This window comes from Pseudomonas sp. LAIL14HWK12:I10 (assembly GCF_900184205.1).
Taxonomy (GTDB): domain Bacteria; phylum Pseudomonadota; class Gammaproteobacteria; order Pseudomonadales; family Pseudomonadaceae; genus Aquipseudomonas; species Aquipseudomonas kermanshahensis.
In genome coordinates this window covers 519,448-538,921 of the sequence record NZ_FXWU01000001.1, presented here as the reverse complement: position 1 = coordinate 538,921, position 19,474 = coordinate 519,448, and the positions used below count along the sequence as shown (strand labels likewise).

Genomic DNA, 19,474 nt, shown 5'->3' with positions numbered 1-19,474 from the left:
GGCTGTCGACTGGGGCCGCTGTGCGCCTCATTCGCGGGCAAGCCCGCTCCCACAGGTTTTGCGCAGCCTTCAAGGCAACGCAGATCCTGTGGGAGCGGGCTTGCCCCGCGAATGGGCCGCACCGCGGCCCCATGCTCAATCCAGTGCCTTCCAGATCTCCCCCGCATACTCCCGGATGGTCCGGTCCGACGAAAACCAGCCCATCTTTGCCGTGTTCAGCACCGCCATCCGCCACCATTCCTGCGGCGTATGCCACAGCTCCTCGACCCGCCGCTGAGCATCCCAGTAAGCATCGAAATCGGCGCACACCAGGAAGCGGTCATACGCCACCAGCCCATCGATCAACCCGGTATAGCGCGAGGGATCATCAGGCGAGAACACCCCGCTGCGAATCGACTGAAGCACGTCGTTCAAGCGGCTCGACTCGGCAATCGCCACACTGGCGCCAAAGTCTCCCGCTCGCCGCCGCGCCTCGACCTGCTGCGCCGTCAGGCCAAAGATGAACATGTTGTCGGCCCCCACGTGCTCGCACATCTCGACGTTGGCACCGTCCAGCGTGCCGATGGTCAGCGCGCCATTGAGGCCGAACTTCATGTTGCTGGTACCCGATGCTTCATAGCCGGCGGTAGAAATCTGCTCGGACAGGTCCGCCGCCGGGATGATGCTCTCGGCCAGGCTGACGTTGTAGTTGGGCAGGAACACCACCTTGAGCAGGCCGCGCACGGTCGGGTCGTTGTTCACCACCCGAGCGATGTCGTTGGCCAATTTGATGATCAGCTTGGCCTGGTGATAGCTGGCCGCAGCCTTGCCGGCGAAAATCTTCACTCTCGGCACCCAGTTGGTGCCCGGGTCGTTGCGTATGGCCTGGTACAAGGCCACGGTGTGCAACAGGTTGAGCAGTTGGCGCTTGTATTCGTGGATGCGCTTGACCTGCACATCGAACAGCGCCTCCGGGTTGACCGTCACGCCGATACGGTCCTGGATGATGCTGGCCAGGGCGCGCTTGCTGTGCAGGCGCTGGGCGGCGAACTGCTTGCGGAAGCTGCTCTTGTCGGCAAACGGCACCAGGTTGGCGAGCAACCCTTCCGGGTCGTCCTTGAGCTCCGGGCCCAGCGCCTCGACCAGCATTTCGGTCAATTGCGGGTTGGACTGGTACAGCCAACGCCGGAACGTGATGCCGTTGGTCTTGTTGTTGATTCGCTGCGGGTAGAGCTTGTGCAGCTCGGCGAACACCGTGCTCTTCATCAACTTGCTGTGCAGTGCCGACACGCCGTTGACGCTGTGCGACCCCAGAAACGCCAGGTTGCCCATGCGTACCCGGCGGCCGTTTTCCTCCTCGATCAACGACACCGCCCGCAGCACGTCGAAGTCGTGCAGGCCTTTCGCGCGCAGGGCGTCGATATGGTAGGCGTTGATCAAGTAGATGATCTGCATGTGCCGCGGCAGCATGCGCTCCATCAGCGCCACCGGCCAAGTTTCCAATGCCTCGGGCAGCAGGGTGTGGTTGGTGTAGGCCAGGGTGCCGACGGTCAGCTCCCAGGCCTTTTCCCACGGGATTTCATGCTGGTCGACCAGCAGGCGCATCAACTCGGCCACGGCAATCGACGGGTGCGTGTCGTTGAGCTGGATCGCCGCCGCATCGGGCAGGTTGAGCAAGTCCTTGTGCATGTTCAGGTGGCGCCGCAGCAGGTCCTGCAGCGAGGCCGAAACGAAGAAGTATTCCTGGCGCAGGCGCAGTTCCTGGCCAGCTTCGGTGCTGTCGGCCGGGTAGAGAACGCGTGAGATGCTCTCGGCACGGGCCACTTCGGCGACCGCGCCCAGGTGGTCACCGGCGTTGAAGCGCTCCAGGTGCAGCTCTTCCAGCGCCCGGGCACGCCACAGGCGCAAGGTGTTGACGCTGGCGCCACGCCAGCCGACCACCGGCGTGTCATAGGCCACCGCGCGCACCGTCTCGCCAGGCCACCACACTTGCCGTTGCTGGCCGTGGGTGTCTTGCACCGTTTCGACGCTGCCGCCGAAACTGATCGGGTAGATCACCTCGGCGCGTTCGAACTCCCAGGGGTTGCCAAAGTCCAGCCAGTTTTCGGTCTGCTCCTGCTGCCAGCCATCAACCACCGCCTGGCGAAACAGGCCGTGCTCGTAGCGGATGCCGTAGCCGTGGGCGGCGATGCCCAGGGTCGACATGCTTTCCATGAAGCAAGCGGCGAGCCGCCCCAGGCCACCGTTGCCCAGCGCCGCATCCGGCTCGAGCAGGCGGATACGCTCCAGGTCGACATCCAGGCCATCAAGGGCTTCACGGGCGATGTCCAGCAAGCCCAGGTTGCTCAGGCTGTCGTACAGCAGCCGCCCGATGAGAAATTCCAGAGAAAGGTAATACACCCGCTTTTGACTGCGCCGGTAGGCCTGACGGGTGTGGTCCATCCAGTGATCGACCATGTGATCACGCGCGGCCAGGGCAATGGCTTCGAACCAGTCATGGTCGAAGGCATGCTCGGGGTCCTTGCCGACCGCGTAGGTCAGCTTATCCAGTACAGCGGCGCGAAAATCGGCCACCTCGGCGTCACGTGCTTTGGGTTCCTGGGACATGCGGCATCCTCGGGCAAGTTGACGAATACGGAGGGAGAGTGAAGAGACTAGACCCTTCGACAGGGACTTACCGTTCCTGTTCGCAGTTTTCATGCCTGAACACTGAATCAACACCGTGAATCGGGCAAAAGGTTGTTCACAAATTGAACAACTCCGGTATCATCGCGCGCCCCAAGCCCGTGATTCACCCCCATAACGATGAAAACGACCCTGATCGCCGCCGCCGAAGTCGACCGCCTGGAGACTTGGCAGCGCTATGCCAGCCACATGTGCGGTGGCTGCCACTCGACCTGTTGCACCCTGCCGGTGGAGGTGAAGATCAAGGATCTGATCCGCATTGGCGTGGTAGACGAGTTCGAAAAAGACGAACCGCCCAAAAACGTGGCCAAACGCCTGCAGAAGGAAGGCATCATCGAACGCTTCAACCAGAAGTCAGGCATATTCACCCTGACCCGGATGAGCAACGATGACTGCATGTACCTGGATCGTAAGAGCCGGCTGTGCACCATTTATGACAAGCGTCCGGACACCTGCCGCAACCACCCCAAGGTTGGGCCGCGGCCGGGGTATTGTGCTTACAAGCCCAAGGTGGTTGGTCGCTGACCGATAGCCTGCTCCGGCCTCTTCGCGGGTAAACCCGCTCCCACAGGGTTTGCGCAACCTTCAATGCCTGCGCAGTACCTGTGGGAGCGGGTTTACCCGCGAAGAGGCCAGCACAGACAGTACAAAATCTGCAGACAAACAAAAACGCCCCCGGCCTTTCGACCGGGGGCGTTTTCATTCAGCCACAGCTAAATCAGCTGTTCTTGGCTTTCTTGGCAGCGCGGGTACGCTCGCTTTCGTCCAGGATCTTCTTGCGAAGACGGATGGACTTCGGCGTGACTTCGCACAGCTCGTCTTCCTGGATGTATTCCAGAGCCTGTTCCAGGGTGAAGCGAACAGGCGGAACCAGGGCGATGACTTCGTCTTTACCCGAAGCACGCATGTTGTCGAGCTTCTTGCCCTTGGTAGGGTTGACGCCCAGGTCGTTGTCGCGGCTGTTCTGGCCGATGATCTGACCGTTGTAGATCTCTTGACCGTGCTCGACAAACAGCTTGCCACGCGCCTGGAGGGTTTCCAGCGAGTAGGTCAGCGCCTTGCCGGTTTCGACCGAAACCAGTACGCCGTTCTGACGGCCGGACATGTGGCCGGACTTCACGGTGTCGTAGCGATCGAAGATCGAAGTCAGGATGCCTGCACCGTTGGTCAGGGTCAGGAACTGGTTACGGAAACCGATCAGACCACGCGCCGGGATGTTGTATTCCAGGCGTACACGGCCCTTGCCATCCGGAACCATGTTGGTCAGGTCGCCTTTACGCAGACCCATCTCTTCCATGACCTTGCCCTGGGCTTCTTCAGGGATGTCGATGGTGACGTTTTCGAACGGTTCCTGCTTCACGCCGTCCACTTCGCGGATGATCACTTCTGGGCGGCCCAGGGCCAGCTCGAAGCCTTCGCGACGCATGGTTTCGATCAGTACCGAGAGGTGCAGCTCACCACGGCCCGAGACTTTGAACTTGTCTGGGGAGTCGGTTTCTTCAACGCGCAGGGCAACGTTGTACAGCAGCTCTTTGTCCAGACGGTCCTTGATGTTACGGCTGGTGACGAACTTGCCTTCCTTGCCGCAGAACGGCGAGTCGTTGACCTGGAAGGTCATCGAAACGGTAGGCTCGTCAACGGTCAGCGGCTTCATCGCCTCAACGGCAGTCGGGTCGCACAGGGTGTCGGAGATGAACAGCTCGTCGAAACCGCTGATGCAGACGATGTCGCCAGCTTGGGCTTCTTCGACATCGACGCGGTGCAGGCCGTGGTGGCCCATCAGCTTGAGGATACGGCCGTTACGCTTCTTGCCGTCAGCGTCGATGGCAACAACCGGGGTGTTCGGCTTGATGCGACCACGGGCAATACGGCCAACACCGATAACACCCAGGAAGCTGTTGTAGTCCAGAGCGGAGATCTGCATCTGGAACGGGCCGTCACGGTCAACAGCTGGCGCTGGAACGTGGTCGATGACAGCCTGGTACAGGGCAGTCATGTCTTCGCCCATTTCGGTGTGGTCCAGACCGGCGATGCCGTTCAGGGCCGAGGCGTAGACGACTTTGAAGTCCAGCTGTTCGTCGGTGGCACCGAGGTTGTCGAACAGGTCGAAGATCTGGTCCAGAACCCAGTCAGGACGCGCGCCCGGGCGGTCAACCTTGTTGATGACAACGATTGGCTTCAGGCCAGCTTCGAAGGCCTTTTTGGTCACGAAGCGGGTTTGCGGCATCGGGCCGTCTTGAGCGTCGACCAGCAGCAGCACGGAGTCGACCATCGACATTACACGCTCAACCTCGCCACCGAAGTCGGCGTGGCCGGGGGTGTCGACGATGTTGATGTGGTAGCCGTTCCAGTTGATGGCGGTGTTTTTCGCCAGAATGGTAATACCGCGCTCTTTTTCCTGGTCGTTGGAGTCCATGACGCGCTCGTCGTTGAGCTCGTTACGCTCCAGAGTGCCGGACTGACGCAGGAGTTTGTCGACCAACGTGGTTTTACCATGGTCAACGTGGGCGATGATGGCGATGTTACGCAGATTTTCGATCACAAGTGTATCTCGATCAGAGGATTCGGTTGCCGCCTAGTCTAGGCGACCAATATGTAAGGTATAAGGCTCAGCAGGCCCGGTGGTCGGGAGGGCGATGGCGGATGCTGCCGCCATACAGCCCTGGCGTCTTATGCCGGACGATAAACACGCACATTGGCATGTCCCTCACTGAGCAGGTGGTGTGCGTGCAGTCGGCTCATCACACCCTTGTCGCAATACAGCAGGTACTGGCGTGTTTCATCCAGCTGCTTGAAGCGACTATTAATTGCATAAAATGGCATCACCTGGACTTCGATGCCCTCGATCACCAGGGGTTCGTCTTCCTGGGCATCGGGGTGACGGATGTCGATGACGATCTGGCCAGGCAGCGCTTCGCGCACTTCTTCCACCTCGACGTCCTTGCCCAGCTCATCGATCACGTGGTCGATCGAGATGAACTTGGCGCGTTCGAGGGCGCGCTCCAGCACGGCCATGTCGAATTGCTTCTCTTCGTGCTCCATGCGGTGACGCTTGGCGTGGGTGGTCGGGTTTACCGAGATCACGCCGCAGTATTCAGGCATGTGCTTGGCGAAGTCGGCGGTGCCGATTTCGGTGGCCTGGTCGATGATGTCCTGCTTGTGGCTGGCCAGCAGCGGGCGCAGCACCAGCTTGTCGGTCGCCGAGTCGATGATCGACAGGTTCGGCAGGGTCTGGCTGGAGACCTGGGAAATTGCCTCGCCGGTGACCAGCGCGTCGATCTGCAAGCGGTCGGCCATATGGGCGGCGCCGCGCAACATCATGCGCTTGAGGGTCACGCCCATGTAGCTGTTGTCGACCTTGTTGAGGATCTCGCCGACCACTTCTTCGAACGGCACGCTGATGAACAGCACGCGCTGGCTGCTGCCGTACTTTTTCCACAGGTAGTGGGCAACTTCCATCACCCCCAGCTCGTGGGCACGGCCGCCGAGGTTGAAGAAGCAGAAGTGGGTCATCAGGCCACGGCGCATCATCTGGTAGGCCGCCACGGTGGAGTCGAAGCCACCGGACATCAGTACCAGGGTTTGCTCCAGGGCGCCCAGCGGATAGCCGCCGATGCCCTGGTGCTGGTTGTGGATCACGTACAGGCGCTGGTTGCGAATTTCGATGCGCACCAGGACTTCCGGGTTCTTCAGCTCGATGCCGGCGGCGCCGCACTGCTGACGCAGCTGGCTGCCGACGTAGCGGTCGACGTCCATCGACGTGAAGTCGTGGTGGCCGCCGCGCTTGCAGCGTACGGCGAAGTGCTTGCCCGCCAGCAAGTGACCGAAGTGCTGCTTGCACTTCTCGACGATGTCGTCGAAGTCGCCGAGCGGGTATTCCTCGACCTGCAGGAAGTGGGTGATACCCGGCGTGCAGGTGAGGCGCTCGATCATCTCGCGCTGGACCTTCTCGTCTTCGACGCGGGTGACCACTTCGAGATTGTCCCAGACACCATCGACCGCGAGCTCAGGATCCAGATCCTTGAGCACGTTGCGGATGTTCTTGCCGAGCTGACGGATGAAGCGCTTGCGCACCGGCCGGCTCTTGATGGTGATTTCTGGGAAGACTTTGACGATAAGTTTCATTGGTTAACAGCGCGCGCAGGGCCTGCCGAAAATGAGGGGCGCGAATTATATCGGAAATTGCTCAGGATTTGACCAACTTTTGATCAGAAGCTTTGAGATAAATGCAGGAGCCGAGTTTTGTGGCGCCTGTTACGGCCCTTTCGCGGGTAAACCCGCTCCTACAGGGGATTGCACAATCTTCGAAATCCCTGCGGTCCCTGTGGGAGCGGGTTCACCCGCGAAGAGGCCCTCAAAGAAAGCACAACACCAAGCACGTGCACACTATTGGTGCACTGATACTAAAAACCGCATCTTAAGGGTGCACTTTTCCCCGCTACCCTGTCGCCAGATGCCCGCAAACGCCCTCTTTTATCCCGCCCTCGCCATTTTCGGGCACTGGCATGCAATTTGCTCCCTTGTGAGGCAGGTAAGCTTGGCCGACTATCCGCGCCCGGCAACACCCTTTTTCCAGGGCAGCGGCCCACCGCGCTCTAGACCATCCGGAGGACAACATGTCGAAGTCGGTTCAACTCATCAAAGATCATGACGTCAAGTGGATTGATCTGCGTTTCACGGACACCAAAGGCATTCAGCACCACGTGACCATGCCGGCGCGTGATGGCCTGGACGAAGATTTCTTCGAAGTCGGCAAGATGTTCGACGGTTCCTCCATCGCTGGCTGGAAAGGCATCGAAGCCTCCGACATGATCCTGATGCCGGTCGATGACACCGCCGTGCTGGACCCGTTCACCGAAGAGCCAACCCTGATCATCACCTGCGACATCGTCGACCCGTCGAGCATGCAGGGCTACGATCGCGACCCACGCGGCATCGCCAAGCGCGCCGAAGAGTACCTGAAGAGCACCGGCATCGGTGACACCGTATTCGCCGGCCCAGAGCCTGAGTTCTTCATCTTCGACGAAGTGAAGTTCCAGTCGGACATCTCCGGCTCGATGTTCAAGATCTTCTCCGAGCAAGGCTCGTGGATGACTGGCGCTGACGTGGAAGGCGGCAACAAAGGCCACCGTCCTGGCGTCAAAGGCGGCTACTTCCCAGTTCCGCCGTTCGACCACGACCACGAAATCCGTACTGCCATGTGCAACGCACTGGAAGAAATGGGTCAGACCGTTGAAGTTCACCACCACGAAGTGGCGACTGCCGGCCAGAACGAAATCGGCGTCAAGTTCAACACCCTGGTGAAGAAGGCTGACGAAGTACAGGCCCTGAAGTACGTCGTGCACAACGTTGCCGACGCCTACGGCCGTACCGCCACCTTCATGCCGAAGCCACTGTACGGCGACAACGGCTCGGGCATGCACGTGCACATGTCGATCTGGAAAGACGGCAAGAACACCTTCTCGGGTGAAGGCTATGCCGGCCTGTCCGACACCGCCCTGTACTTCATCGGCGGTATCATCAAGCACGGTAAGGCCCTGAACGGCTTCACCAACCCGTCGACCAACTCCTACAAGCGTCTGGTCCCAGGCTTCGAAGCCCCGGTGATGCTGGCCTACTCGGCGCGCAACCGTTCCGCCTCGATCCGTATTCCGTACGTCGGCAGCCCGAAAGCCCGCCGTATCGAAGCGCGCTTCCCGGACCCATCGGCCAACCCGTACCTGGCCTTCGCGGCCCTGCTGATGGCTGGCCTGGACGGCATCCAGAACAAGATCCACCCAGGCGATGCTGCCGACAAGAACCTGTACGACCTGCCGCCTGAAGAGGCGAAAGACATCCCGCAAGTCTGCGGCAGCCTGAAAGAGGCCCTGGAAGAGCTGGATAAAGGCCGTGCGTTCCTGACCAAGGGCGGCGTGTTCTCCGACGACTTCATCGATGCCTTCATCGAGCTGAAGAGCGAAGAAGAGATCAAGGTCCGTACCTTCGTGCACCCGCTGGAATACGAGCTGTACTACAGCTGCTGATCTGATCGGCGCCTGGCGCCGATGACGTGATCAAGACGGCCTCCTTCGGGAGGCCGTTTTTGTTTCTGCCCACGCAGAACCCTCGCCACTCCCGCTATGCTCTATCTTGGTGCACAACTGCCAGCCGTGCCCCTATTTGCTCCCCAATCTGGGTCAAGTGAAACGTTTCATCCAGAGTTTCTGATCCGAAAGTGCGCAGATACAGGCCTTTATGGGCAAATCTCGCTTCTTTTCGGAGCTTTGGTTTGTTTCTTGCATTTTCCTGGCATCAGCGGATCCACAGCGCGCCCGGCTCTGGCCACCCAGTGCCAGGCAAGCGCCAAAAGAGGTCAACGACGCCTTATGACCATCAGCGATGCACAGCACCGTCTGCTTCTGGACAACCTGACCACCGCCACGCTCCTGCTGAACGCCGAGCTGCGCCTGGAATACATGAACCCGGCGGCAGAAATGCTGTTGGCCGTCAGTGGCCAGCGCAGCCATGGGCAGTTCATCAGCGAGTTGTTCACCGAATCGACCGAAGCGCTCAGCTCGCTGCGCCAGGCGGTGGAACAGGCGCACCCGTTCACCAAGCGCGAGGCGCAACTGACCTCGCTGACTGGGCAGACCATCACCGTCGACTACGCCGTCACGCCGATTCTGCACCAGGGCCAGACCCTGCTGCTGCTCGAGGTGCACCCGCGCGATCGGCTGCTGCGCATCACCAAGGAAGAAGCCCAGCTGAGCAAGCAGGAAACCACCAAGATGCTGGTGCGTGGCCTGGCCCACGAGATCAAGAACCCGCTCGGTGGCATCCGCGGCGCGGCGCAGCTGTTGGCCCGCGAGCTGCCTGAAGAAGGCCTGCGCGACTACACCAACGTGATCATCGAAGAGGCCGACCGCCTGCGCAACCTGGTCGACCGCATGCTGGGCTCGAACAAACTGCCCTCGCTGGCCATGACTAACATCCACGAAGTGCTGGAGCGGGTCTGCAGCCTGGTGGACGCCGAAAGCCAGGGCTGCATCACGTTGGTGCGCGACTACGACCCAAGCCTGCCGGATGTGCTGATCGACCGTGAGCAGATGATCCAGGCGGTGCTGAACATCGTGCGCAACGCCATGCAGGCGATCAGCTCGCAGAACGAACTGCGCCTGGGCCGCATCACCCTGCGCAGCCGTGCGCTGCGCCAGTTCACCATCGGCCATGTGCGCCACCGCCTGGTGGCACGCGTCGAGATCATCGACAACGGCCCGGGCATCCCGTCGGAACTGCAAGACACGCTTTTCTATCCCATGGTCAGCGGGCGCCCGGACGGTACCGGGCTGGGCCTGGCCATCACCCAGAACATCATCAGCCAGCACCAGGGCCTGATCGAGTGTGAAAGCCACGCGGGCCATACCGCCTTCTCGATTTACCTGCCTCTGGAACAAGGAGCCACCGCCTCATGAGCCGAAGTGAAACCGTATGGATCGTCGACGATGATCGCTCCATCCGCTGGGTCCTGGAAAAAGCCCTGCAACAGGAAGGCATGACCACCCAGAGCTTCGACAGCGCTGATGGCGTGATGGGCCGCCTGGCCCGCCAGCAACCGGATGTGATCATTTCCGACATCCGCATGCCGGGCACCAGCGGCCTTGACCTGCTGGCCCAGATCCGCGAGCAGCACCCGCGCCTGCCGGTCATCATCATGACCGCTCACTCCGACCTTGACAGTGCCGTGGCGTCCTACCAGGGCGGCGCATTCGAGTACCTGCCCAAGCCGTTCGACGTGGACGAGGCAGTGTCGCTGGTCAAGCGCGCCAACCAGCATGCCCAGGAGCAGCAAGGCCTCGATGTGCCACAAGCTTTGGCCCGTACGCCAGAGATCATCGGCGAAGCGCCGGCGATGCAGGAGGTGTTCCGCGCCATCGGTCGCCTGAGCCACTCCAACATCACGGTACTGATCAACGGTGAGTCCGGCACCGGCAAAGAGCTGGTGGCGCATGCGTTGCACCGCCACAGCCCGCGTGCGGCGTCACCGTTCATTGCCCTGAACATGGCAGCCATCCCCAAGGACCTGATGGAGTCCGAGCTGTTCGGCCACGAGAAAGGCGCCTTTACCGGTGCGGCCAACCTGCGCCGCGGTCGCTTCGAGCAGGCCGACGGCGGTACGTTGTTCCTCGACGAGATCGGCGACATGCCCGCCGACACCCAGACCCGCCTGCTGCGGGTGCTGGCCGATGGCGAGTTCTACCGGGTGGGTGGCCACGTGCCGGTCAAGGTGGATGTGCGCATCATTGCCGCCACCCACCAGAACCTGGAGTCGTTGGTGCAGGCTGGCAAGTTCCGCGAGGACTTGTTCCACCGGCTCAATGTGATCCGCATCCACATTCCGCGCCTGGCCGACCGCCGCGAAGATATCCCTGCGCTCGCCCGCCACTTCCTCGCCCGCGCCGCGCAGGAGCTGGCGGTGGAGCCAAAACTGCTGAAGCCGGAAACCGAAGAGTTCATCCGCAACCTGCCGTGGCCGGGCAACGTGCGGCAGATGGAAAACACCTGCCGCTGGATCACCGTGATGGCGTCCAGCCGTGAAGTGCTGATCGGTGACTTGCCTCCCGAGCTGCTGAACCTACCGCAGGACGCCGCCCCCGTGACCAACTGGGAACAGGCGCTGCGCCAGTGGGCGGACCAGGCGCTGGCCCGTGGCCAATCGAACCTGCTCGACAGTGCGGTGCCCAGTTTCGAACGGATCATGATCGAGACCGCCCTCAAGCACACGGCCGGGCGGCGTCGGGATGCGGCGTTGTTGCTGGGCTGGGGGCGCAATACCTTGACGCGCAAGATCAAGGAGCTGGGGATGAATGTCGCCGGCGGCGATGAAGACGACAGCGAAGACCATTGAGTTGTACGCAGATCATTGAATACGGGGGCCGCTTTAGAGCGGCCCTTTTTATTTCAGCCGCAATGCACCGATCCTGTGCCCTCTGCACCGCACGAAGGCACAAAAACCCTCAAAACCTGGCAAGAAAGCCCTGAAAGCCAATGTTTCCGGGTTTTGCAAAACTGGCACGCCCCCTGCAATAAGTCCTGTATCTCCCGTTTCGGGGTCCTCGGTACAGGCAGGCCGGGAAAACCCCTCTTTTATTTGCAGTAGCGCAAGTTTTGGGGACCCTGGTACAGGCAGGCCGGGACATCCCCTCTTTTATTCGTGCAGCCTCACCTGCACACGCCAACGCCCAGCGTCCTCTGCACCAGCCCACTCGCCGTGCAGAGGGCGCGCGGCCACCACCGTCAGCAACAGCCCTTCCTCGCTTTTCTGCACACGCCAGCCCACCGGTTTGCCCTGCAGGCTCAATTGCCCCCGCTGGGCCTTGCCCTGGGCCTCGAACAGCACGGCAACCGTCCCCTCGACGTTCTCGCCATGCAGCTTCGGCTCTTCGTTGAACCACAGGTCGAGCCCGTCCTGTACCACCTCAACCTGCTCCAGCACCCGCTCATCGGGGGTGGTCAGGCGGCCGATCATCAAGCCCACCATCAGGCCGACAATGGCCAGCGATAGCATCACCCGTGGGAAGGCCTTCGAACGCAGGTCCGGTTCAGGGGTAGAATGCTCGTCATCTTCACGCCTGGAGCCGTGCATGTTTCACGTCATCCTTTTTCAACCAGAAATTCCGCCGAATACCGGCAACATCATTCGCCTCTGCGCCAACAGCGGTTGCCACCTGCACCTGATCGAGCCCATCAGCTTCGAACTGGATGACAAGCGCCTGCGCAGGGCGGGGCTGGACTACCACGAGTATGCCACGCTCAAGCGCCACGAGAGCCTGGCCGGATGCCTGGAAAGCCTGGGTAACCCACGGCTGTTCGCCTTCACCACCAAGGGCTCGCACCCCTTCCATGAAGTGGCTTACCAGCCGGGCGACGCCTTCCTGTTTGGCCCCGAAAGCCGCGGTTTGCCAGCCGACGTGCTGGACAGCCTGCCGCCCGAGCAGCGCTTGCGCCTGCCGATGCGGCCGGGGTGCCGCAGCCTGAACCTGTCCAATACCGTGGCGGTGACGGTGTATGAGGCTTGGCGGCAGAACGGGTTTGCCGGAAGCTGACCCATTGCCCGCGAAGAGGCCGGACCAGGCAACAGAGCAATAAAAAGGCGACCCCGAAGGTCGCCTTTTTACTAACCGCCCGTCATCACTGAACGGTCGGCGTCTCGCCCGCTTCCTGCATACGCTGCAGCTCTTGCGCGTACAGGGCGTCGAAGTTGACCGGCGACAGCATCAGCGCTGGGAACGAACCGCGGGTGACCAGGCTGTCCAGGGTCTCACGGGCGTACGGGAACAGGATGTTCGGGCAGAACGCGCCGAGGGTGTGGCTCATCGACGAAGCGTCGAGGTTGGCGATCAGGAAGATGCCGGCCTGCTGCACTTCAGCGATGAAGGCCACTTCGTCACCGTTCTTGACGGTCACCGACAGGGTCAGCACCACTTCATGGAAGTCGCCTTCCAGGGCTTTCTGCTTGGTATTCAGGTCCAGGGCAACGCTCGGCTCCCACTGCTGACGGAAGATCTGCGGGCTTTTCGGGGCCTCGAACGACAGGTCACGCACGTAGATGCGCTGCAGGGAGAACTGAGGGCTGTTGTCTTCGGCAGCTGCGCCGTTGGTCTGTTGGTCAGTCATGGCAGATCCTTATCCTAATGTTTTTGAATGCAGTGCAAATCAGGCCGCCAGCAGCGCGTCGAGCTTGCCGGCGCGCTCCAGGGCATAGAGGTCATCGCATCCACCGACATGGGTGCTGCCGATCCAGATCTGTGGCACCGACGTACGGCCGGCCTTCTGGCTCATTTCGGCGCGAACCTGCGGTTTGCCGTCGACCTTGATTTCCTCGAACGCAACGCCCTTGCTCTCGAGCAGGTATTTGGCGCGCATGCAGTAGGGGCAGTAGTCGCTGGAATAAACGATGACGGGCTTCATATCACTTCACCAGGGGCAGGTTATCGGCTTTCCAGCTGGAAACGCCACCGCTCAACTTGGCGGCGTTGTAACCAGCTTTGAGCAGCTCGCGGCAAAGCGTGCCGGACTGCTGGCCCATCGCATCGACGATGATCAGGGTCTTCTCTTTGTGCTTTTCCAGCTCGGCCATACGGCTGACCAGCTTGTCCTGCGGGATGTTCACGGCACCCACGATGTGGCCCGCGGAATATTCCTTGGCAGTGCGGATGTCGATGACCAGGGCCTTGTCAGCGTTGACCAGGGCAGTCAACTGGCCATTGCTCAGGCTCTGGCCGCCACGGCGGACTTCATTGATGAGCAGCAGGACCAGCAGAACAACGAAGATCGCAACCAGGATGTAGTGATCTGTCGCGAATTGAATCAGGTGAGCAACCATCAGCGGTGTTCCAGGCGATTGAAAATGCCGGCCAGTATACACAGCCCCCCATGACCACCAAAGCCCGACTGGCCGGCCAGAAAAGCAGCTTTGCCCTGGCGCGGTGGCTGCGCCGGTCGGGGGATGGGACGAATATTCGCCGTTGATGGCGCATTTGCCCTAAAATGCGTGTCTTTATCATCTTTGAACAACCGTGAGTTTGATTGATGACGAGTACGCCCAAACCCCTGGTCCTGATCATCCTGGATGGCTTCGGCCACAGCGAAAGCCCCGAATACAACGCCATCTATGCCGCCAACACACCGGTCTATGACCGCCTGCGCGCCAGTCAGCCGCATGGCTTGATCTCCGGTTCAGGCATGGATGTCGGCCTGCCAGACGGGCAGATGGGCAACTCCGAAGTCGGCCACATGAACCTCGGTGCCGGCCGCGTCGTCTACCAGGACTTCACCCGGGTCACCAAGGCTATTCGTGATGGCGAGTTCTTCAGCAACCCGGTGCTCACCGGCGCGGTAGACAAGGCCGTCGGTGCCGGCAAGGCCGTGCACATCCTCGGTTTGCTGTCCGACGGCGGCGTGCACAGCCACCAGGACCACCTGATCGCGATGGCCGAACTGGCCGCACAGCGTGGCGCCGAAAAAATCTACCTGCACGCCTTCCTCGACGGCCGCGACACGCCGCCGCGCAGCGCCGAGTCGTCCATCGAGCTGCTCGACAAGACCTTCGCCAAGCTGGGCAAGGGCCGCATCGCCAGCCTCATCGGCCGCTACTTCGCCATGGACCGCGACAACCGTTGGGACCGCGTTGCCGCGGCCTACAACCTGATCGTCGACAGCGTTGCCGACTACACCGCAGACACCGCCCTGGCCGGCCTTGAAGCCGCCTACGCCCGTGAAGAAAACGACGAGTTCGTCAAAGCCACGCGCATTGGCGAGGCGGTCAAGGTCGAAGACGGCGACGCGGTGATCTTCATGAACTTCCGCGCCGACCGCGCCCGCGAACTGTCGCGTGCCTTCGTCGAGCCGGACTTCAACGAATTCCCGCGTGCGCGCCTGCCGAAGATGGCGGCCTACATCGGCCTGACCCAGTATTCGGCAAAAATCCCGGCGCCAGCAGCCTTTGCACCGTCCAGCCTGGACAACGTGCTGGGCGAATACCTGGCCAAGAACGGCAAGACCCAGCTGCGCATCGCCGAGACCGAAAAGTACGCGCACGTCACGTTCTTCTTCTCGGGCGGCCGTGAAGAGCCGTTCGAAGGCGAAGAGCGCATCCTGATCCCATCGCCGAAGGTCGCCACCTACGACCTGCAACCGGAAATGAACGCGCCGGAAGTCACCGACCGCATCGTCGAAGCCATCGAGCAACAGCGTTTCGACGTGATCATCGTCAACTACGCCAACGGCGACATGGTCGGCCACACGGGCGTGTTCGAGGCCGCGGTCAAGGCCGTCGAAGCGCTGGATACCTGTGTCGGGCGTATCGTCGAGGCGCTGGATAAAGTCGACGGTGAAGCGCTGATCACCGCCGACCACGGCAACGTCGAGCAAATGGAAGACGCCTGCACCGGCCAAGCGCACACCGCGCACACCACCGAGCCAGTGCCGTTCATCTATGTGGGCAAGCGCAAGGTCAAGGTCCGCGAAGGCGGCGTGCTGGCCGACGTGGCGCCGACCATGCTGAAACTGCTGGGGCTGGAAAAGCCTGTGGAAATGACCGGGACGTCGATCCTGATCGACGCCTGAGTTGCCTTCATTCGCAGCACAAGGCTGCTCCTACAATGGCCTGCGCACCGCCTGTAGGAGCAGCCTTGCGCTGCGAATGGGCCGCAAAGCGGCCCCAGATTCAAGGTTTCCAGACAAACGCCTCGCCGCATCTGCCGCGAGGCGTTTTTTTTGCAGGCTCGCGCGGGCATACTAGGCCAGTCTCCATCCCTGGTACGCCCAACCCCATGCTCCGCGCCCTGATCCTACTCGCCCTGTCTTGCCTGCTCAGCCCGGCATTTGCCGATGAGCGCGCACAGACCCAGCAACAACTGGACGCCACCCGCCAGGACATCGCCGAGCTCAAAAAGATGCTGGGCAAGCTCCAGGAAGAGAAATCCGGCGTGCAGAAAGACCTCAAGTCCACCGAGACCGACATCGGCAACCTCGAGAAACAGGTGGAGGCCCTGCAACAAGAACTAAAAAAGACCGAGGGCGAGCTGGAGCGCCTTGATACCGAGAAAAAAAAACTCCAGAGCGCCCGCGTTGAACAACAACGGCTGATTGCCATCCAGGCCCGCTCGGCCTACCAGAACGGCCGCGAGGAATACCTCAAGCTGCTGCTCAACCAGCAGAACCCCGAGAAATTCGCCCGCACCCTCACCTATTACGATTACCTGAGCAAGGCGCGCCTGGAGCAACTGCGCACCTTCAACGAGACCCTGCGCCAGTTGGCCAACGTTGAACAGGACATCGCCCGCCAGCAGGAGCAACTGCTGGCCCAGCGCGCCGACCTCGACAGCCGCCGCCAGGCCCTCGAGACCGAGCGCAGCAAGCGCCAGCAAGTACTGGCCAAGCTCAATAACGACATGAAAGACCGCGACCAGAAGCTGCAGGCCCGCGAGCAGGACCAGGCGGACCTTGGCAAAGTACTCAAGACCATCGAGGAAACCCTGGCACGCCAGGCCCGTGAGGCAGAGGAAGCGCGCAAGAAAGCCCTGCTGGCCCAGCAAGAGGCGGAAAAACGCCGCCAGCAGGAAGCCCTGGCCGCCGCCGCTGCGCGCGAAGAAGCCCGCGAGCCGGTCGAGCCGCCAAAAAAGGCCCGCACCACCCTGGGCCCGATGGTTTCCAGCGATGGTGCCAACTACGGCGGCGCTTTTTCTGCTGCACGGGGCAAACTTCCGTGGCCCGTCAATGGTCGATTGCTGGCACGCTTCGGCGATGCACGCGGCAGTGACGCCCGGGCCAAATGGGACGGGGTGATGATCAGCGCCAACCCAGGTACGCAAGTACGCGCCGTACACGGCGGCCGTGTGGTGTTTGCCGACTGGTTGCGCGGTGCTGGACTTCTGGTCATTCTCGACCATGGTAATGGTTACCTGAGCCTGTACGGCCACAACCAGAGCCTGCTCAAGAGCGCCGGTGACATCGTCAAGGCCGGCGAAGCCATCTCCACCGTGGGTGACAGCGGTGGCCAGGACAGCGCAGGCTTGTACTTCGCCATCCGCCAGCAGGGCCGGCCTACCGACCCGTCGCAGTGGTGCAGAGGCTAGGGTTTGTCCGAAAAACAACCCAGTTCACCTTTTTACGGCGTAGCCTGAATGCTGCGCCGATGCTCCTCACGGAGCACCTTCAGGATCAGGAGTTCGTTCGACATGCTGCACTCGCCTCGTCTCACCCAGCTGGCCCTGTCCATCGCCCTGGCGGTCGGCGCGCCCCTGGCCATTGCCGCAGAGCCGGCCAAGCCAGCAGCGGTGCCAGCTACCGAGGTGACGGCCAAGGCGCCGCTGCCGCTGGAGGAGCTGCGCACCTTCGCCGAGGTCATGGACCGCATCAAGGCCGCTTACGTTGAGCCGGTGGACGACAAGACCCTGCTGGAAAACGCCATCAAGGGCATGCTCAGCAACCTTGACCCGCACTCGGCCTACCTCGGCCCCGAGGACTTCCAGGAGCTGCAAGAGAGCACCAGCGGCGAATTTGGTGGCCTGGGTATCGAAGTGGGCCAGGAAGACGGCTTCATCAAGGTGGTCTCGCCCATCGATGACACCCCCGCCTCCCGGGCCGGCGTGCAGGCCGGTGACCTGATCGTCAAGATCAACGGCGCCCCGACCCGCGGCCAGACCATGACCGAAGCCGTGGACAAGATGCGCGGCAAGGTCGGCGAAAAAATCACCCTGACCCTGGTCCGCGATGGCGGCAACCCGTTCGACGTGACCCTCGCCCGCGCGGTGATCCAGGTCAAGAGCGTGAAAAGCCAGCTGCTGGAAAACGACTACGGCTACATCCGCATCACCCAGTTCCAGGTCAAGACCGGCGACGAGGTGGGCAAGGCCCTGGCCAAGCTGCGCAAGGACAACGGCAAGAAGCTGCGCGGGGTGGTGCTCGACCTGCGCAACAACCCCGGCGGCGTGCTGCAGTCGGCGGTCGAAGTGGCCGACCACTTCCTGACCAAGGGCCTGATCGTCTACACCAAGGGCCGTATCGCCAACTCCGAACTGCGCTTCTCTGCCGACCCGGCCGACGCCAGCGAAGGCGTGCCATTGGTGGTGCTGATCAACGGCGGCAGTGCCTCGGCGTCGGAAATCGTCGCCGGCGCCCTGCAAGACCAGAAGCGCGCCGTGCTGATGGGCACCGACAGTTTCGGCAAAGGCTCGGTGCAAACCGTGCTGCCGCTGGCCAACGACCGCGCCCTGAAGCTCACCACCGCGCTGTACTACACCCCCAACGGCCGCTCGATCCAAGCCCAGGGCATCGTGCCGGACATCGAAGTGCGCCCGGCCAAACTCACTGCCGAAATCGATACCGACAACTTCAAGGAAGCCGACCTGCAGGGCCACCTGGGCAACGGCAACGGCGGCGCCGAGCGCCCGACCGGCAGCAGCAAGCGCAAGGAACGGCCGCAGGATGATGACTTCCAGCTGAGCCAGGCCCTGAGCCTGCTCAAGGGCTTGAACATCACCTCGGGTAAATGATCGCGCCCATGCGGTATCTGCTGTGTCTGTTGTGCTGCCTGTTAGTTGGCGTCGCCCAAGCGGCGCCGGCCAGCAAGGCCTACATGAGCATCATCATCGACGACCTGGGCCAGAGCACCGAGCGTGACAGCCGCACGCTCGCCCTGCCCGGCCCGGTCACCCTGGCAATCATGCCCGACACCCCGCACGCCAGCGATTTCGCCCGCCAGGCACACAAAGCCCACAAGACGGTGATCCTGCACATGCCCATGGACCCGGCTACCGGCCCCTATGCCTGGCACCCCGGGCTACCGCTGCCCGAACTGGCCAGCCGGCTCGACGCGGCCTTGGCCAAGGTGCCGTACGCGGCCGGCATCAACAACCACATGGGCAGCCGCATGACCGCCCAACGCGAAGCCATGACCTGGCTGATGGGCGAACTGCAGCGCCGCCACTTGTTCTTCGTCGACAGCCGCACCAGTGCCGCCACGGTGGCCGCCGCCGAAGCTCAGGCACAGGATGTGGCACACGTGTCGCGGGATGTGTTTCTGGATGACGTGCGCACCCCCGAAGCCATTGCCGGGCAACTGCAACTGGGTGTCGCGATGGCCCGCAAGCAAGGCTCGGCCGTGTTGATCGGCCACCCCTACCCGCAGACCCTCGAAGTGCTGGCACGGGAAATCCCGCGCCTGAGAAGCCAGGGCGTTGAGCTGATCGGGCTCAAACAGATGATTGCCGAGCGTGGCAACCAGGCCATGCCTGCCCACGGCAAACATGGCCGGTACAGCAACCGCTGA

The 19,474-nt window shown here is 61.9% G+C and carries 16 protein-coding genes; 9 read left to right on the top strand and 7 right to left on the bottom strand.

Annotated features, from left to right (window positions below; all coding sequences use genetic code 11):
• Positions 1-135: 135 nt before the first annotated feature.
• Complete coding sequence (locus QOS90_RS02485) at positions 136-2,586, bottom strand: glycogen/starch/alpha-glucan phosphorylase (protein WP_027592387.1); 2,451 nt, start codon at positions 2,584-2,586, stop codon at positions 136-138.
• A gap of 198 nt (positions 2,587-2,784) precedes the next feature.
• Between QOS90_RS02485 and QOS90_RS02480 the strand changes: the two genes are divergently transcribed.
• Positions 2,785-3,189, top strand: a complete 405-nt coding sequence (locus QOS90_RS02480; RefSeq protein WP_016712459.1) for a YkgJ family cysteine cluster protein — start codon at positions 2,785-2,787, stop codon at positions 3,187-3,189.
• A gap of 193 nt (positions 3,190-3,382) precedes the next feature.
• On the opposite strand, the gene typA is transcribed toward QOS90_RS02480, so the two are convergent.
• On the bottom strand, positions 3,383-5,206 hold the full coding sequence (typA, locus tag QOS90_RS02475; protein WP_027592386.1) for a translational GTPase TypA: 1,824 nt from the start codon (positions 5,204-5,206) through the stop codon (positions 3,383-3,385).
• Between the two features lie 128 nt (positions 5,207-5,334).
• Positions 5,335-6,789, bottom strand: coding sequence for a tRNA uracil 4-sulfurtransferase ThiI (gene thiI, locus QOS90_RS02470; RefSeq protein WP_027592385.1), 1,455 nt, complete (start codon positions 6,787-6,789; stop codon positions 5,335-5,337).
• Positions 6,790-7,280: 491 nt separating this feature from the next.
• Here thiI and glnA point away from each other — a divergent pair, with 491 nt between their 5' ends.
• The 3 genes from glnA to ntrC all read left to right on the top strand — a co-directional run bounded on the left by glnA (position 7,281) and on the right by ntrC (position 11,548).
• Positions 7,281-8,687 carry a type I glutamate--ammonia ligase gene (gene glnA / locus QOS90_RS02465; RefSeq protein WP_008095432.1) on the top strand — a complete coding sequence of 469 codons (1,407 nt, stop codon included), beginning with the start codon at positions 7,281-7,283 and terminating at the stop codon, positions 8,685-8,687.
• 342 nt (positions 8,688-9,029) lie between these two features.
• Entirely contained in the window at positions 9,030-10,115 is a 1,086-nt protein-coding gene (glnL, locus tag QOS90_RS02460) for a nitrogen regulation protein NR(II) (protein WP_027592384.1), read from the top strand.
• A complete protein-coding gene (ntrC, locus tag QOS90_RS02455) occupies positions 10,112-11,548 on the top strand; it encodes a nitrogen regulation protein NR(I) (protein ID WP_027592383.1) in 1,437 nt (478 codons plus the stop codon). The genes glnL and ntrC overlap by 4 nt, the downstream gene beginning before the upstream one ends.
• 300 nt (positions 11,549-11,848) lie before the next feature.
• Here the strand turns inward: ntrC and QOS90_RS02450 are convergent, their stop codons facing one another.
• Entirely contained in the window at positions 11,849-12,286 is a 438-nt protein-coding gene (locus QOS90_RS02450) for a hypothetical protein (protein ID WP_027592382.1), read from the bottom strand.
• Here QOS90_RS02450 and trmL point away from each other — a divergent pair.
• A complete protein-coding gene (trmL, locus tag QOS90_RS02445) occupies positions 12,285-12,746 on the top strand; it encodes a tRNA (uridine(34)/cytosine(34)/5-carboxymethylaminomethyluridine(34)-2'-O)-methyltransferase TrmL (RefSeq protein ID WP_027592381.1) in 462 nt (153 codons plus the stop codon). The genes QOS90_RS02450 and trmL overlap by 2 nt on opposite strands.
• A gap of 85 nt (positions 12,747-12,831) precedes the next feature.
• On the opposite strand, the gene secB is transcribed toward trmL, so the two are convergent.
• The 3 genes from secB to QOS90_RS02430 are packed head-to-tail and all read right to left on the bottom strand — an operon-like array spanning position 12,832 to position 14,026.
• Positions 12,832-13,317 carry a protein-export chaperone SecB gene (secB, locus tag QOS90_RS02440; protein ID WP_027592380.1) on the bottom strand — a complete coding sequence of 162 codons (486 nt, stop codon included), beginning with the start codon at positions 13,315-13,317 and terminating at the stop codon, positions 12,832-12,834.
• Positions 13,318-13,356: 39 nt separating this feature from the next.
• Complete coding sequence (gene grxC, locus QOS90_RS02435; RefSeq protein WP_003249204.1) at positions 13,357-13,611, bottom strand: glutaredoxin 3; 255 nt, start codon at positions 13,609-13,611, stop codon at positions 13,357-13,359.
• 1 nt (position 13,612) lies between these two features.
• Positions 13,613-14,026 (bottom strand): rhodanese-like domain-containing protein, encoded by a 414-nt coding sequence (locus QOS90_RS02430; RefSeq protein WP_027592379.1) that lies wholly within the window; start codon positions 14,024-14,026, stop codon positions 13,613-13,615.
• Positions 14,027-14,232: 206 nt separating this feature from the next.
• Here QOS90_RS02430 and gpmI point away from each other — a divergent pair, with 206 nt between their 5' ends.
• The 4 genes from gpmI (at position 14,233) to QOS90_RS02410 (ending at position 19,474) form a co-directional block, all read left to right on the top strand.
• Complete coding sequence (gene gpmI, locus QOS90_RS02425) at positions 14,233-15,768, top strand: 2,3-bisphosphoglycerate-independent phosphoglycerate mutase (RefSeq protein WP_027592378.1); 1,536 nt, start codon at positions 14,233-14,235, stop codon at positions 15,766-15,768.
• Between the two features lie 206 nt (positions 15,769-15,974).
• Positions 15,975-17,279 carry a murein hydrolase activator EnvC family protein gene (locus tag QOS90_RS02420; RefSeq protein WP_027592377.1) on the top strand — a complete coding sequence of 435 codons (1,305 nt, stop codon included), beginning with the start codon at positions 15,975-15,977 and terminating at the stop codon, positions 17,277-17,279.
• Positions 17,280-17,381: 102 nt separating this feature from the next.
• Positions 17,382-18,698: a S41 family peptidase gene (locus tag QOS90_RS02415; protein ID WP_027592376.1), complete on the top strand. Its 1,317-nt coding sequence runs from the start codon at positions 17,382-17,384 to the stop codon at positions 18,696-18,698.
• Between the two features lie 8 nt (positions 18,699-18,706).
• On the top strand, positions 18,707-19,474 hold the full coding sequence (locus QOS90_RS02410) for a divergent polysaccharide deacetylase family protein (RefSeq protein WP_027592375.1): 768 nt from the start codon (positions 18,707-18,709) through the stop codon (positions 19,472-19,474).